The sequence below is a fragment of the Streptomyces sp. NPDC020299 genome, from assembly GCF_044387825.1.
Classification (GTDB): domain Bacteria; phylum Actinomycetota; class Actinomycetes; order Streptomycetales; family Streptomycetaceae; genus Streptomyces.
The window spans coordinates 17,822-31,504 of record NZ_JBIRWL010000003.1; the positions used below are offsets into that span (position 1 = coordinate 17,822).

General features: G+C 72.0%; 13 protein-coding genes, 1 tRNA gene and 1 riboswitch. Of the genes, 5 read left to right on the forward strand and 9 right to left on the reverse strand.

All coding sequences use genetic code 11. The features are described from left to right. Positions 1-481: 481 nt before the first annotated feature. Together trmB and ACH45E_RS07890 are read left to right on the forward strand one after the other, a co-directional pair. Entirely contained in the window at positions 482-1,315 is an 834-nt protein-coding gene (gene trmB, locus ACH45E_RS07885) for a tRNA (guanosine(46)-N7)-methyltransferase TrmB (protein ID WP_361441537.1), read from the forward strand. A 10-nt stretch (positions 1,316-1,325) separates the two neighbouring features. Continuing rightward, positions 1,326-2,669 carry a PrsW family intramembrane metalloprotease gene (locus ACH45E_RS07890; protein WP_361441540.1) on the forward strand — a complete coding sequence of 448 codons (1,344 nt, stop codon included), beginning with the start codon at positions 1,326-1,328 and terminating at the stop codon, positions 2,667-2,669. A 21-nt stretch (positions 2,670-2,690) separates the two neighbouring features. Here the strand turns inward: ACH45E_RS07890 and ACH45E_RS07895 are convergent, their stop codons facing one another. From ACH45E_RS07895 to ACH45E_RS07910, 4 genes are all read right to left on the reverse strand, one after another. Next, positions 2,691-3,635, reverse strand: a complete 945-nt coding sequence (locus ACH45E_RS07895; protein ID WP_361441543.1) for an aldo/keto reductase — start codon at positions 3,633-3,635, stop codon at positions 2,691-2,693. 102 nt (positions 3,636-3,737) lie between these two features. Further along, entirely contained in the window at positions 3,738-4,769 is a 1,032-nt protein-coding gene (locus ACH45E_RS07900) for a M23 family metallopeptidase (protein ID WP_361441546.1), read from the reverse strand. A 10-nt stretch (positions 4,770-4,779) separates the two neighbouring features. Continuing rightward, a riboswitch (cyclic di-AMP (ydaO/yuaA leader) is annotated at positions 4,780-4,942 on the reverse strand. 229 nt (positions 4,943-5,171) lie between these two features. Continuing rightward, positions 5,172-5,245 (reverse strand) — tRNA-Met (locus ACH45E_RS07905). Positions 5,246-5,315: 70 nt separating this feature from the next. Further along, on the reverse strand, positions 5,316-6,446 hold the full coding sequence (locus ACH45E_RS07910; protein WP_361441549.1) for a dihydrofolate reductase family protein: 1,131 nt from the start codon (positions 6,444-6,446) through the stop codon (positions 5,316-5,318). A gap of 95 nt (positions 6,447-6,541) precedes the next feature. Here ACH45E_RS07910 and ACH45E_RS07915 point away from each other — a divergent pair, with 95 nt between their 5' ends. Next, positions 6,542-7,057 carry a MarR family transcriptional regulator gene (locus ACH45E_RS07915; protein ID WP_361441552.1) on the forward strand — a complete coding sequence of 172 codons (516 nt, stop codon included), beginning with the start codon at positions 6,542-6,544 and terminating at the stop codon, positions 7,055-7,057. Between the two features lie 116 nt (positions 7,058-7,173). After that, on the forward strand, positions 7,174-7,815 hold the full coding sequence (ribA, locus tag ACH45E_RS07920; RefSeq protein WP_361441555.1) for a GTP cyclohydrolase II: 642 nt from the start codon (positions 7,174-7,176) through the stop codon (positions 7,813-7,815). Here ribA and ACH45E_RS07925 read toward each other — a convergent pair. Together ACH45E_RS07925 and ACH45E_RS07930 are read right to left on the reverse strand one after the other, a co-directional pair. Beyond that, positions 7,802-9,253, reverse strand: coding sequence for a DHA2 family efflux MFS transporter permease subunit (locus ACH45E_RS07925; protein WP_361441558.1), 1,452 nt, complete (start codon positions 9,251-9,253; stop codon positions 7,802-7,804). The genes ribA and ACH45E_RS07925 overlap by 14 nt on opposite strands. Before the next feature lie 16 nt (positions 9,254-9,269). Further along, positions 9,270-9,890 (reverse strand): NAD(P)H-dependent oxidoreductase, encoded by a 621-nt coding sequence (locus tag ACH45E_RS07930; protein WP_361441561.1) that lies wholly within the window; start codon positions 9,888-9,890, stop codon positions 9,270-9,272. A gap of 125 nt (positions 9,891-10,015) precedes the next feature. Here ACH45E_RS07930 and ACH45E_RS07935 point away from each other — a divergent pair, with 125 nt between their 5' ends. After that, complete coding sequence (locus ACH45E_RS07935; protein WP_361441564.1) at positions 10,016-10,726, forward strand: TetR/AcrR family transcriptional regulator; 711 nt, start codon at positions 10,016-10,018, stop codon at positions 10,724-10,726. 270 nt (positions 10,727-10,996) lie between these two features. On the opposite strand, the gene ACH45E_RS07940 is transcribed toward ACH45E_RS07935, so the two are convergent. From ACH45E_RS07940 to ACH45E_RS07950, 3 genes are read right to left on the reverse strand one after another with little or no spacing between them, the layout of a single operon-like run. Next, positions 10,997-11,671, reverse strand: coding sequence for a 4-carboxy-4-hydroxy-2-oxoadipate aldolase/oxaloacetate decarboxylase (locus ACH45E_RS07940; RefSeq protein WP_361441567.1), 675 nt, complete (start codon positions 11,669-11,671; stop codon positions 10,997-10,999). Between the two features lie 9 nt (positions 11,672-11,680). Beyond that, positions 11,681-12,907 (reverse strand): aspartate transaminase, encoded by a 1,227-nt coding sequence (locus ACH45E_RS07945; RefSeq protein ID WP_361441570.1) that lies wholly within the window; start codon positions 12,905-12,907, stop codon positions 11,681-11,683. A gap of 5 nt (positions 12,908-12,912) precedes the next feature. Next, positions 12,913-13,656, reverse strand: a complete 744-nt coding sequence (locus tag ACH45E_RS07950) for an SDR family oxidoreductase (protein WP_361441573.1) — start codon at positions 13,654-13,656, stop codon at positions 12,913-12,915. Positions 13,657-13,683 lie beyond the last annotated feature (27 nt).

Genomic DNA, 13,683 nt, shown 5'->3' on the forward strand with positions numbered 1-13,683 from the left:
CAGGGCGTTGACCGTGCTGGAGACGGTGCGGTGACCCCTGCCCGGTTCGGTCGAGCGTCCGGACGGCCCCGCACAAGCACGCTGGTGGACCACTCCCTGCCCAAGGAGAGCCCCCCGTAAGGTGCACGCGCTTGAACGCCCCGCCTCCCACGGCCACCGCTTCGCTGCCGATCGGGCGGGAGGTGGCGCGCAGGGCGTTGACCGTGCTGGAGACGGTGCGGTGACCCCTGCCCGGTTCGGTCGAGCGTCCGGACGGCCCCGCACAAGCACGCTGGTGGACCACTCCTTGCCCAAGGAGAGCCCCCCGTGCGGTGCACGCGCTTGAACGCCCCGTCTCCCGCGGCCACCGCTTCGCTGCCGATCGGGCGGGAGGTGGCACGCAGGGCGTTGACCGTGCTGGAGGGGATGCGGTGATCACCGTCCCGTCCGGCCCGTCCCGTTCGGTCGGACGCCGGGGCGGCCCCGCTAAAATCGACTCACTGTGTCTGACTCGTTGAACGCTCCCGAAACGCCCGGCCCCCCGCGTCCCGCCCCCGGTGTGTCCATCCGGCACAGCCGGACCAAGGGGGAGCCACGGTTCCCGGACGGCCCGAAGGCGGACCCCGCGGGGTCGCACTTCGAGCGGCGGATCCGGAGTTTCCAGCCGCGGCGGAGCCGGGTGACGGCGGGGCAGGCGGACGCCTTGCAGCGGTTGTGGCCCAAGTGGGGGCTGGACATCGACGGGCGGCGGGACATCGATCTCGCCGAGCTGTTCGGGAACGACAACCCGGTCGTGCTCGAGATCGGGTTCGGGATGGGCGAGGCCACCGCGCGGATGGCCGCCGAGGATCCCGGCAGAAACATCCTCGCGGTGGACGTGCACACCCCCGGGCAGGGCAATCTGCTGGGCCTCGCCGACCGCGACGGACTGCCCAACGTCCGCGTCGGCAACGGCGACGCCATCATCCTGCTGCGCGAGATGCTCCCCCCGGACTCACTGGACGGGCTGCGGGTCTACTTCCCGGACCCCTGGCCGAAGAAGCGGCACCACAAGCGGCGGCTGATCCAGCCGGAGTTCCTCACCCTGGCCGCGACCAGGCTCAGGCCCGGCGCGATCGTGCACTGCGCGACCGACTGGGAGCCGTACGCCGAGCAGATGCTGGAAGTGCTGACCGCGCACCCGGACTTCGAGAACACCCGGCCCGACGGCGGTTTCGCGCCGCGTCCCGACTTCCGCCCGCTGACCCGTTTCGAGGGACAGGGCCTGGAGAAGGGACATGTGGTGAATGATCTGTTGTTCCGCCGCGTACAGCAGCGGGAGCAGCAGCGACGTTAGGGTCAATGCCGTGGCCACCTTTCCCCCGTATCCGACGCACCCCGCCGGACCCGTCGACGGTGCGCTCCGGCACCCGCACTGGTGGCAGCGCAGGTGGGTGCGGTACGGGGCGCTGATCACGCTGCTCACGCTCTCCGGGCTCGTCATCCTGGCCCTGGTGCGGCAGCAGACCGGCACGGAGGGGTTCCTCGTCGGCCTCGGACTGGCCGTGCTGCCCGTCCCGCTGCTCATAGCCGCCTTCCGCTGGCTGGACCGGGTCGAGCCCGGCCCGTGGCGGAACACGGTCTTCGCCTTCGCCTGGGGCGCCTGCGCGGCGGCGCTGATAGCCATCGTCGCCAACAGCTTCGCCACCAAGTGGATAGCCACGACGTCCGACCCGTCCAGCGCCGACACCCTCGGCGCGACGGTCATAGCGCCGATCGTGGAGGAATCCGCCAAGGCCGCCGCCGTCCTGCTCGTCTTCCTCTTCCGCAGACGGGACTTCACCGGGATCGTGGACGGCGTGGTGATAGCCGGGGTCACGGCCACCGGGTTCGCCTTCACCGAGAACATCCTCTATCTCGGTACCGCCTTCGGCACCGACCAGATCACCGGCGGCCGCGGCATCGCCTCCGTGACCGCGGCGACCTTCTTCGTGCGCGTCATCATGTCCCCGTTCGCGCACCCCCTGTTCACCGTCATGACCGGCATCGGCTTCGGCATCGCCGCCCTGTCCGCCGACCGGCAGCATGTGCGGCGCGTGCTGGTGCCGCTGGGCGGGCTGCTGCTCGCGATGGGCATGCACGCGCTGTGGAACGGCTCCTCCACCTTCGGCGAGTACGGCTTCTTCGCCGTGTACGGGACCTTCATGCTGCCCGCGTTCGGGCTGCTGACCTGGCTGGTGATCTGGACGCGCCAGCGGGAGCTGCGGACCGTGCGGGAGGAGCTTCCGGCGTACGTCCTGGCCGGCTGGCTGGGCCCGGGCGAGCCGTTCGCGCTGGGCTCGATGCGGGCCCGGCGGATGGCCCGTGACTACGCCCGCCATCACGGGGGCAAGCCGACCGCGCGGGCGGTGGCGCAGTACGAGGCGTACGCGACCTCGCTGGCATTCCTGCGGCACCGGGGGCGGCGCGGCCGGGCGGGTGCCGACTTCGTCGTACGGGAGCGGGAGCTGCTGGCCGAGCTGTGGAGCAGGCGGCAGGCGGCGCGGCCCGCGCTGGAGTACGCGGCGAGGGCGTCGGCTCCGGTGGTTCCGACGCCCTGGCCGGTGCACGGGGTGCAGGGCGCGTACGGGTACGTACAGGGACCCGGCCCCGGGCCCGGCTACGGGTATCCGGCGGCGCCGTACACCGCCTACAACCCGTACCGGACGTAGCGACCCCGGGACGGGGAAGGGTTAGGCCGACGCCTCGGTGAGCCGCGTCAGCTCCTCCTCGGTGAGTTCCAGCCCGGCCGCCCCGAGCAGCGCCGGCAGCTGGTCCACCGTGCGGGCCGAGGCGAGGGGGGCCACCACGGTCGGCCGGGCGGCGAGCCAGGCGAGGGCCACGGAGGCCACGGGGGCGTCGTGCGCGGCGGCGATCTCGTCCAGGGCCGTCAGCACCTTCTGCCCCCGCTCGGTCTCCAGGTGCTTCGCCGCACCCCCGGCCCGCGCGCTGTCCACGGTCGTACCGGGGCGGTACTTGCCCGTGAGGAAGCCGGAGGCGAGGGAGTAGTACGGCACCACCGCGAGGCCGGCGCGGGCGGTGACGTCCCGCAGCGGCCCCTCGTAGGTGTCGCGCGAGACGAGGTTGTAGTGCGGCTGCAGTGCCACGTACCGGGCGAGGCCCTCGCGCTCGGAGAAGTCGAGGGACGCCTGGAGGCGCTCGGCCGAGATGTTGGAGGCGGCGATGTAGCGCACCTTGCCCGTCCGGACGAGCTCGTCGAGCGCCCCGATGATCTCCTCGACCGGGACCTCGGTCTTGTCGAAGTGGGTGTAGTACAGGTCGATGTGGTCGGTGCCGAGCCGGCGCAGGGAGGCGTCGGCCGCGGCCTTGATGTTGCCGGCGGTCAGGCCCTGGTACTTCGGGTGCTGGCTGACCTTGGTGGCGATGACGACGTCGGAGCGGTTGCCGCGGGACCTGAGCCAGTTGCCGATGACGGTCTCCGACTCGCCGCCCTCGTTGCCCTCGACCCACGCCGAGTAGGAGTCGGCGGTGTCGACGAAGTTGCCGCCGGCGGCCGTGTAGGCGTCCAGGACGGCGAAGGACTGCGCCTCGTCGGCGGTCCAGCCGAAGACGTTGCCGCCGAGGGCGAGCGGGAAGACCGCGAGGTCGGAGCTGCCGAGTGTGCGAAGAGAGGTCATGCCTTGATCCAACAACCGCGGCGGTGGCGCGCATTCCGCATACGCCCGGCAGCCCTGACGTCGGGGGGTGTCGTCAGGGCTGCCGGGGAACGGAAGGACGTGTCAGGGGTTGAGGCCCTTGCTGTGCAGCCACGCCATCGGGTCGATGCCGGTGGCCTGCCCGCCGGGGTGGACCTCGAGGTGCACGTGCGGGCCGGTGACGTTGCCGGTGGCGCCGACACGGCCGATGACCTCACCGGTGCCGACCTTCTGGCCGACCTTCACGTTGATCGAGGACTGGTGGCAGAACCACAGCTCGGTGCCGTCGTCGAGGGTGAGGATGGTGCGGTAGCCGTAGGCGCCGGCCCAGCCCGCCTCGGTGATCGTGCCGCTGTGGATGGCCTTGATGAGCGTGCCGGTCGGCGCCGCGAAGTCGAGGCCGGTGTGGTAGCCGGAGGACCACATGGCGCCGGGCTGGCCGAAGGTGCCGGTGATCGTGTACGAGGAGGTCGGCAGCGTGTACTGCTTGGCCAGCTTGGCGAGGCGGTCGGCCTCGGCCTGCTTCTTGGCGACGGCCTCCGCCTTGTCCTTGGCGGCGGTGGCCTGGGCCGCGGCTTCCTTCTCGGCCTTGGCGGCAGCGGCGGTGGACTGCTTCTCCGCGGCGGCCACGGCTGCGGCGGTCGCCTTGTTGTCGACCTGGCTCTTCTGCTGTTCGGCCTGCGCCATGATCCGGTTGCGCAGGGCCTCGCCGGCGTCGTGGCTGTCCTGGTCGCTGTCGGCGGTGGCCACGCCGACGTGGCTCAGGCCGGCCGCGGTGGCCTTGGCACCGCCCGCGTCGTCGCCCAGCAGGGAGCCGACGGAGGGCAGGTCGGGCATGGAGATGTGGACCGGCGGCTTGCCGGTGTTGGCGCTGGCCATGCCGCCCGCGCCGACGGCGGCTATCACGCCGACGCCCAGGACGGTGGAGCTGCGGGCGAGCCCGCCGCCGCGCTGCTTGCTGACGCGGTGCCGGCCGCGTACCGGGGTGAGGGACTCCTCGGTGGGGTTCCACTCCTCCCAGGGGCCCTCGTCGGTGCGGTACTCGCCGTAGCCGAAGGTGTCGGTGCGCTGGCTCGGCACGAACGGGGCTGTGGGGGCAGGCCGGTTGGACGCCACGCGGGCGTGCTCCTTCCTTCCGTAACGCCTACCGGGTTAGCTGACGGGTTCGGAGCGGGAAGGTCTCCTACGCGCGTATACCGGTCGTGAACCCAAGTTCACGACGGTGTTCGCGTGATTCACCCCAAGTGGTGGTTCCCCGGTTCCCTTGCGGGATTCGGCATGTGCGCACGGAGCCGTCGCGGGTGACGGCTGGGACGACCGCGCTGCGTTATCGAACGTTAATAGAGCTACCGGTCAGTTTCCAAGCCGTTCGGCTTGATCATTATGGTTTTCACAGGAGACCTTTTAGGCCATGACCGGCGAAAATCGGGCGAGTTGAGTCCGGCTCGAGGTGGTCGGGGCCCGGGAAAGCACTCAGGGCCGGAATCCATGTACTGGATTCCGGCCCTGAGTCTTCAGTAGCGGGGACAGGATTTGAACCTGCGACCTCTGGGTTATGAGCCCAGCGAGCTACCGAGCTGCTCCACCCCGCGTCGTTGTGTCACCAGTGTACGTCATCCGCGGGGCTGCTCGCACACACCTTTCCGACCAGGGCTTCCGGGCTCAGCCCGGCAGGTGCCGGTTCGGTGCCTGCGCCGCCTCCTCGTACTCCGGCAGCACGACCACGTCCACGCCCCCGGCGGCCAGCAGCCCGCTCCCGTCGGCGCCGGTGACGAACGTGTCCGGCTCCCGCCAGGCCGTGACCACCCGCCGTATCCCCGTGTCGAGGATCAGCCGGGCACACGGCGCCGGCCGGGAGGCCCGCCGGGCGCACGGTTCGAGGCTGCTGTACACCGTGGCGCCGGCCAGCCGGGGGTCGCCGGACCGGATCTTGGCCAGGGCCGCCTCCTCCGCGTGGACCACGGGATCGTCCCCTTCGCGTGAGTGGCCACGCGCGAGTTCCGTACCGTCGGCGGCCACCACCACCGCCCCGACACTGAACGCCGTCCCCGAGGGCGGGCACAGCGCGGCCAGCTCGCAGGCGATCCGCAGCCAGTGACGGTCGGCCGCGACGGCCGCCGGGCCGGTGCCGGGCGCGGTCGGCTCGTAGCGCATCAGGACGACGTCCTCGATGCGGCGCGTCTCCAGCAGCCGCAGCCGCCCGGCCTGGTAGCCCCCGGGACCGAAGAGACGCGGAGCGTGCGGGTCGCCCACGAAAAGGGGGGCCAGGACGAGCTGCAGCTCGTCGGCCAGGCCCTCCCGCAGCAGCTGGGTGTGGACGGTGCCGCCGCCCTCGACCATCAGGCGGCGCACCCCGCGCACCGCGTACAGGTGTTCGAGCAGGGCGGGCCAGTCGAGATCCTCGCCCAGTGGGACGACGTCGGCCGCGATGCCCAGGGCGCGGGCCCGCTCGGCGCCCTTGCCGGTCGTGTAGAGGACCTTCTCGCCACCGGTGTGCCAGAAGTTCGCGTCCGGGTCCAGGTCGCCGGAGCCGCTGACGGTGACCTTGAGGGGGTACTCCGCCCGTCCGGCGGCGAGCCGGGCCGCCCGCCGCTCGGCCGAGTTGACCAGCAGCCTCGGGTTGTCGGCGCGGATGGTGCCGGCGCCGACCAGGATCGCGTCGACGGACGCCCGTACCTCGTCGACCCGGTCGAAGTCGGCCGGGCTGGACAGCAGCAGCCGGTCGGGGCCGGTGTCGTCGAGGTACCCGTCGAGGGAGACGGCGGCGGACAGCAGGACGTACGGACGGGGCATCGACGCGCTCTCTTCGGGAGGCGGGCAACGGCGGATCCGGTGGCCGGGCGGACCCGGATCTTGGTTCAAGTTTGAAACAAACCTACACTGGTGGCATGACGACCCGCTGGCTCACCCCCGAGGAGCAGCGCGCATGGCGCGCCTACATGGCCGGCAGCCTCCTCCTGGAGGACGCGATCGACCGGCAGCTCCAGCAGGACACCGGTATGCCGCACCTGTACTACTCCATCCTGGCCAACCTCTCCGAGGCGCCGGAACACAGTCTGCGGATGACCGACCTCGCGGAGCAGGCGAAGATCACCCGGAGCCGGCTGACCTACGTCGTGACCCGGCTGGAGAAGGACGGCCTGGTACGGCGCGAGGGGTGCCCGTCCGACAAGCGGGGCAGCATCGCCGCGCTGACCGACGAGGGGATGGCCGTCCTGGAAGGTGCGGCACCGGGTCACGTGGCGACCGTACGCGCCTCCCTCTTCGACCGCCTCAGCCCCGAACAGGTACGGCAGCTGGAGGAGATCTTCGGCTCGGTCGCCGACGCACTCCAGGGCGAGGACGCGGGGTGCGCGCCGGACGACGTGCCGTGGCGGCGCCGGTCGCCGAAGTCCTGTTCGTGACCCTCGCACGAGATTCGGAAGTCCCTTGGTTCATTCCGTTGCTTCAAATTTAAAGCATGGGGTAGGGTTCCCGGCATCTGCTTCAAATCTGAAACTCCTGAACCCCGGAGACCCGCATGCCCGACACCCCCGCCGCCACCCCGCGCGCCCGCGTCCGGGTACCGCTGCGCTTCCACGACGGCTACAGCGTCGACGCCGAACTGGTCACCTTCCACGGCCTGACCGACGGCCAGGAGCACGTGGCCGTCGTCCTCGGCCGGCCCGCCCCCGGTACCGTCCCGCTGGTCCGCCTGCACTCCGAGTGCCTGACCGGGGACGTCTTCGGCTCGGCCCGCTGCGACTGCGGCCCCCAGCTGCGCGAGGCGGTCGAGCGCATCGCCGACCGCGGTGGCGTCCTGCTCTACCTCCGCCAGGAGGGCCGCGGCATCGGCCTCTACAACAAGCTCGACGCGTACGCCCTCCAGGACCAGGGCCTGGACACCTACGAGGCCAACGCCGCCCTGGGCCTCCCGGAGGACGCCCGCGACTACACGTCGGCCGGTCAGATGCTCCGTGCCCTCGGCATCGAGGAGCTGGACCTGCTCTCCAACAACCCCGACAAGGCCGACCAGCTGCGCGGCCTGGGCCTCGCCGTCCGCGACCGGGTGCCGACGGGGGTCTTCACCACCGCCCACAACGTGCGGTACCTGCGGGCGAAGGTGCTCCAGACCCAGCACACGCTGCCGCTCGCGGAGCTGACGGAACTCAGCGTGGGCTGAGCCGGGGCCCACGTCGTTCCCGGCCCGCGGGCCGTCGCCCCGGCAGCAGTGCCGCGGGCAGCAGGGCCAGGGCCAGCAGCCCCGCCGCGACCGCGTACGCGATCCGGAACCCCGCCGGGTCCGCGCCCGCCGCGCCCAGCACCACCGACAGCAGCGCGGTGCCCACCGAGGCCCACACCTGCGCGTTGATGCTCAGCGCGGTGCCGGCGGCGGCCACCCGGTCAGCGGGCAGCTCACGGGTCGCGGTCGTCATGGCCGGCATCAGCACCATGCCGGAGCCGACGCCCATCACCGCGGCCGAGCCCACCACCCGCCAGGGCGCCACGCCGTCCACCCCGACCTGGAGCGCCCCCAGCGCCATCCCGAGCGCGCCCACCACGACCCCCGCCTGGATCAGCCGCCGCGGTGACACCCGGTCGACCAGCCGCGCGGCGACCTGCATCGCCGTACCGACGGCCAACCCGACCGGGGCGGCCAGCAGCCCCGCGACCGTCGCGGTCATGCCCCGCTGCTGCTGCCAGTACAGCGGCCCGAGCAGCATCGACCCGAAGTAGCCGCAGCCGAACAGGGCGAGCGTGGCGGCCCCTGCGGCGAACGTACGGTCCCGCAGCAGCCGCAGGTCGAGCAGCGGGGCACGGGCGGTGAGCGCACGGCGTACGAAGGCGGCGAGGAGCACGGCACCGGCGAGCGCGGGCCCGAAGGCGCCGGGCGCGGTGAAGTCACCCCGCTCACCGCCCCGGGCGAGCCCGAACAGCAGCAGCGCGAGCCCCGGGGAGAGGGTCAGCAGGCCCGGGACGTCCAGTGCGGGTGGCGCGGACGCCCGCCCGGGGCGGTCCCGTGGGAGCAGTTTCCCGGCGAGGATCAGAGCGAGCGCGCCGACGGGCAGGTTCACCAGGAAGATCCAGTGCCAGGACGCCGCGTCGACGAGCCGGCCGCCGAGGACCGGCCCGGCCGCCGGGCCGACCAGGACGGGCAGTCCGAGCAGACCCATGGCCCGGCCCAGCCGGGCGCGGTCCGCGACCCGCATCACCATCGCCATCCCGACCGGCATGAGCAGCCCGCCGCCGAGCCCCTGCACCGCGCGGAAGGCGATGAGGCTGCCGGCGTCCCAGGCGCAGGCGGCGAGCAGCGAACCGAGGGTGAACAGGGCGAGGGCGGTCAGATAGGTGCGCTTGGCGCCGATCCGGCCCATCGCCCACGCCGAGGCGGGGATGACGGCGGTGAGCGCCAGCGTGTACGCGGTGGCGGTCCACTGGATGGTCTCCAGCGGCGCGCCGAAGGACTCCGAGAGGCCGCGCATCGCGACGTTGACGATCGTCATGTCGAGCACCGACATCACGGAGCCGATGACCACGACGGTGACGATGCGGCGGAGCGCGGCGGCGGACGCGGCATCCCGCGCCCCGGCCGGCGCCTCGGCGGTCCCGGTCGCGCTCATGTTCCCCCGCCTCCCGTCAGGCCGCGTACGGCCGTTCGGCGCGGGCCGTCCGCAACGCCCGCCCCCACCAGGCCAGTTGCCCGAGCATTCCCTTGGCGGCACCGGCGCAGACGGCCGCGTCGCGCGGGGCGCCGTCCTCCCCGAGACCGGACCAGGGTCCGTGCAGGCTGACGGAGTCGCGCATCGTGACGGCGTGCAGTTCGGCGAAGACCAGCCGGAGCTGCTCGACGGCGCGCAGTCCGCCGCCGAGACCGCCGTACGACACGAAGCCGACCGGCTTGGCCTGCCACTGGCCGTGGTGCCAGTCGATGAGGTTCTTCAGGGCCGCCGGGAAGCTGTGGTTGTACTCGGGGGTGATCACGACGAACGCGTCGGCGGCGTCCAGCCGCGGCGAGACGTCCTTCAGCGCGGCGGCCGTCTCGGGGCCCGGGGTGCCGCCCCAGCCGGGCATGACCAGCGGCAGGTGGACGTCCGCGAGGTCGACGACGTCGAATTCCAGTCCGTCGTCCCCGGCGGCCGTGCCGAGGAACCATTCGGTGACGGCGCTCGCCTGGCGGCCCTCGCGGACGCTGCCGACGATGACGGCGACGCGCAGCGGGGCGGTGTCGGTGTGGCCGGTGCTGTCGGTTGCAGACATGGATGTCCCCTCGTATCCCTCTTGGGGTGGGCCGCACGCCGCGGCCCTTCAGGTAAGCTACAACGCACGTTGTAGAAATTACAACGTGCGTTGTAGATACGGACGGCGAGGCTGGGAGAAGACTGGTGGCCGACAGCAACGAGGAACGGACGGAACAGGCCCGGCGCGCGGTCTCACCGCGCAAGCTCGAGAAACAGATCGCCATCGCGAGCGCGTCCTGCACGGTCTTCGGCCGCGAGGGCTACACCCGGGCCTCGGTGGACGCGCTCGCCGCCGAGGCCGGCATCTCGACGCGTACGCTCTACAACCACTTCCCGGGCGGCAAGGCCCAGCTCTTCCGTACGGTCGTCACCTGGACCTCCACCGAGGTGCGCGACGCCCAGCTCGCCCGTCTGCACGCGGTGCTGGCCCCCGGGCGCCCGCCCCGCCCCGAGGACCTGGAGCGCGACCTCGTCGCCCTGGCCCGCGCGTTCGTGGACCTCATGACCGACTACCCCGACCACTTCGCGCTCGTCCGCCACATCCACGCCGAGGCCGACCACGTCCCGCCCGAGGTCCTCCAGGCATGGCGGGACGCGGGACCGCTCCCGGTCGGCCAGGCCATGGCCGAGGCGATGACCGGCCTCGCCGAAGCGGGCCTGCTCGACGTCCACGGCGACGCGGCCCTGACCGGCGCCCACTTCTCGGCCCTGACCGCGCACGCGATCGTGCAGCTGTCCCACTACGGGGTCCAGCCGCTCCCCAAGGCGGAGACGGACCGCCTGATCACAGGGGGCGTCGCGGCCTTCCTGCGCGCCTACCGGGCCGCCACCGGTCCGCTCGCCCCCACCGGTTGAACAGCGACCGCCCGAGCACTTCGGGCCGCCGGTACCGCACCTGCGCGAGCTCCGCCTCCGCCAACCCGGCCAGATCCACCTCGGTGAGCGGCGTACTCGACTCCGGCAGGTGAAGGACCCGCGGCCCGGCGTACGGGAAGCGGCAGGCCCACCCCGGCGGGTTCACGGACCCCGCCATGGGCCGGCTCGGCACAGGGGGCGCGTCGACGAAGGCGAGCACCGGCGGATGCCCATGGCACCACGCGTCGTGCACCCCCTCGCGCCGCCGCCTCACTCGTCGATCACCACTCCCTTCGCGGCGAGCAGCGGCGCCAGGCCGCAGAGTTCGGCCACGGTCCTGCCGGACCGGTACGCGGCGATGAAGTCGGCCTCCACGTCGGTCCGGCGTTGCGAGGCGGCGATCGTCTCGTTGAGGTCTTCGTGTCGGACGACGACCACGCCGTCGGCGTCCGCGCTGACGACGTCGCCGGGCCGGATGACCTGGCCGCCGACGGTGACCGGCTCGCAGAGCGGGCCGACGGTTTCCTTGACGGTGCCCTTGATGCAGACGCTGTGGGAGAAGACGGGGAAGCCGAGTGCGCGCAGCTCCTGGGTGTCCCGGACGCCGGTGTCGGTGATCAGGCCGCCGAGTCCCTTCGACTGGCAGGCGTTGGCGAGGACGTCGCCGAAGGAGCCGGCCTCCGCGTAGGCGCCGCCCGAGACGACGATGACGTCGCCGGGCAGGGCGTAGTGGATCGCGGTCTGGAGCATGAGGTTGTCGCGCGGTGCGCAGACGACGGTGAACGCCGGCCCGCACAGTCTCATGCGGTGGTCGACGGGCTTGATGGTGGAGTCCAGGGCGCCCAGGCGCCCCTGGGCCTCGTGGACGGTCGCGGAGGAGAAGGCGCTCAGCTGCTTGACGAGGCCGGGATCGGGGCGCTCGAACTTCGTACTGATGGTGATCATGGGGACCCTTCAGGTGGACACGGCCGGGGTGAGGGCGGCGCAGGCCGCGGCGATGCCGGCGCAGGCCTCGGTGAGGACGTCCGCGGAGGTGGCGAAGGAGATGCGGAAGTAGCCCGGTGCGCCGTAGGCGGAGCCGTGGATCACTGCGACCTGCCGGCTGTCGAGCAGGTAGCGGGCGAACTGCTCGTCGTTGTCGATGCGTTCGCCGTCCGGGGTGCGCAGGCCGATGGCGTCGGCGCAGTTCACCAGCAGGTAGAAGCCGCCCGCCGGGGCGGTGCAGCTCAGATGAGGGATGTCGTTGACGAGCTTGGTGGTGGTGTCGCGCCGGGCGCGGTAGGTGCGGACCGTTTCCTCGACGAAGTGCTGGGGGCCGGTCAGGGCTTCCGCCGCGGCCGCCTGACTCACCGAGGAGGGGCAGGAGGACATCTGCGACTGGAGGGTGTTGACGGCCGAGACGAGGTCGGCGGGGCCGGCTCCGTAGCCAAGCCGCCAGCCGGTCATCGCGTACGTCTTGGACACGCCGTTGGTGAGGAAGACCCGGTCGGCCAGGCGCGGTTCGACGGCGGCCAGCGAGCGGCTCTGCCCGTCGCCGTACCAGATCTCGTCGTAGATCTCGTCGGTGAGCACCCGCACCCGGGGGTGGTCCAGCAGGACCTCGGCGAGCGCGCGCAGTTCGTCGGTGGTGTAGGCGGCGCCGGTGGGGTTGCCGGGGGTGTTGAGGACCACCCAGCGGGTGCGGTCCGTGAGGGCCTCCCGCAGCGCGCCCGGCGTGAGCTTGAAGCCGTCGGACTCGGAGCAGGGCACGATGACGGGGGTGCCGTCGTTGGCGAGGACCATGTCGGGGTACGACACCCAGTACGGGGCGGGTACGACGACCTCGTCGCCCTCGTCCAGGGTCGCCATCAGGGCGAGGAAGATGACCTGCTTGGCGCCGCCGCCGACGGTGATCCGCTCGTCCGTGTAGTGCAGGCCGTGCCGGGAGCGGAGCTTGTCGATGATCGCGGCCCGCAGCCGGGGGGTGCCGTTGACGGGGGTGTACTTGGTCTCCCCCGCCTCGATCGCCCGCACCGCCGCCGCCTTGACGTGTGCGGGGGTGTCGAAGTCGGGTTCGCCGACGGTGAGGTCGTGGATGGTGAGCCCCTGGCTCTTGAGCTCGCGCACGCGTTGGGCGGCGGCCGTGCTGGGCGAGGGGTTGATACGGCGCACTCGGGCCGCTGTGGTGGGGGCGACGGTCATGGCGTTCATCCCTCGCGGCGCTCGAAGTTCAGGCCGCCGGGGACCTGGAAGGTGGGCAGGATCTCGATGTGGCCGATGTTGACGTGCCGCGGCGAGTCGACGGCGAACTCGATGGAATCGGCGATGTCCTCGGGCTTGAGGGACTCGTAGCCGTCGTAGAACTGGCGCTGGGCGGCCTCCATGTCGCCGAGCAGCCGGCCGAAGATCTCGGTCTCCACGCGGCCGGGGCAGATCTCGGTGACCCGGACCCGGCGGCCGTAGCCGTCGACCCGCAACTGGCGGGAGAGGGTGTGCACGGCGGCCTTGGTGGCGTGGTAGATCGTGTTGCCGCCGAAGTTGTAGACCCCGGCGATGGAACTGATGTTGACGATGTGTCCGAGGTCCCGCTCGACCATGCCGGGCATCAGGAGCCGGACGAGGTGCAGGACGGCCTGGATGTTCACCGCGATCTGCTCGTCGACGGCGAACTCGTCGGCGCTGAGGATGTTGCCGGTCCGGGAGACGCCGGCGTTGTTGACGAGGATGTCGATGTCCAGGCCGTCGACGGTCCTGGTCAGGGCCTCGGTGTCGGTGATGTCGACGGGATGCGGGATGGCGCCGGTGGCGTCCGCGAGTGCCCGCAGGCGTTCGGCGTTACGGGCGACCGCGTGGACTTCGAGCCCCCGCTTGGCGAGGCGCTCGACGACGACGGCTCCGATTCCGGTGGACGCACCTGTGACGAGGGCGGTCCGGTAGTCGGAGATGGGCATGCTGGTGCTCCTTGCGGGTGGGGGTGG

Coding starts and splice junctions, on each gene's coding strand:
- ACH45E_RS07910 (WP_361441549.1), bottom strand. CDS start 6,446: ATGCCCCGTCCGTACGTCCTGCTGTCCGCCGCCGTCTCCCTCGACGGG.
- ACH45E_RS07950 (WP_361441573.1), bottom strand. CDS start 13,656: ATGCCCATCTCCGACTACCGGACCGCCCTCGTCACAGGTGCGTCCACC.
- ribA (WP_361441555.1), top strand. CDS start 7,174: ATGCCCGACACCCCCGCCGCCACCCCGCGCGCCCGCGTCCGGGTACCG.
- ACH45E_RS07915 (WP_361441552.1), top strand. CDS start 6,542: ATGACGACCCGCTGGCTCACCCCCGAGGAGCAGCGCGCATGGCGCGCC.
- ACH45E_RS07895 (WP_361441543.1), bottom strand. CDS start 3,635: ATGACCTCTCTTCGCACACTCGGCAGCTCCGACCTCGCGGTCTTCCCG.
- ACH45E_RS07925 (WP_361441558.1), bottom strand. CDS start 9,253: ATGAGCGCGACCGGGACCGCCGAGGCGCCGGCCGGGGCGCGGGATGCC.
- ACH45E_RS07930 (WP_361441561.1), bottom strand. CDS start 9,890: ATGTCTGCAACCGACAGCACCGGCCACACCGACACCGCCCCGCTGCGC.
- ACH45E_RS07940 (WP_361441567.1), bottom strand. CDS start 11,671: ATGATCACCATCAGTACGAAGTTCGAGCGCCCCGATCCCGGCCTCGTC.
- ACH45E_RS07945 (WP_361441570.1), bottom strand. CDS start 12,907: ATGACCGTCGCCCCCACCACAGCGGCCCGAGTGCGCCGTATCAACCCC.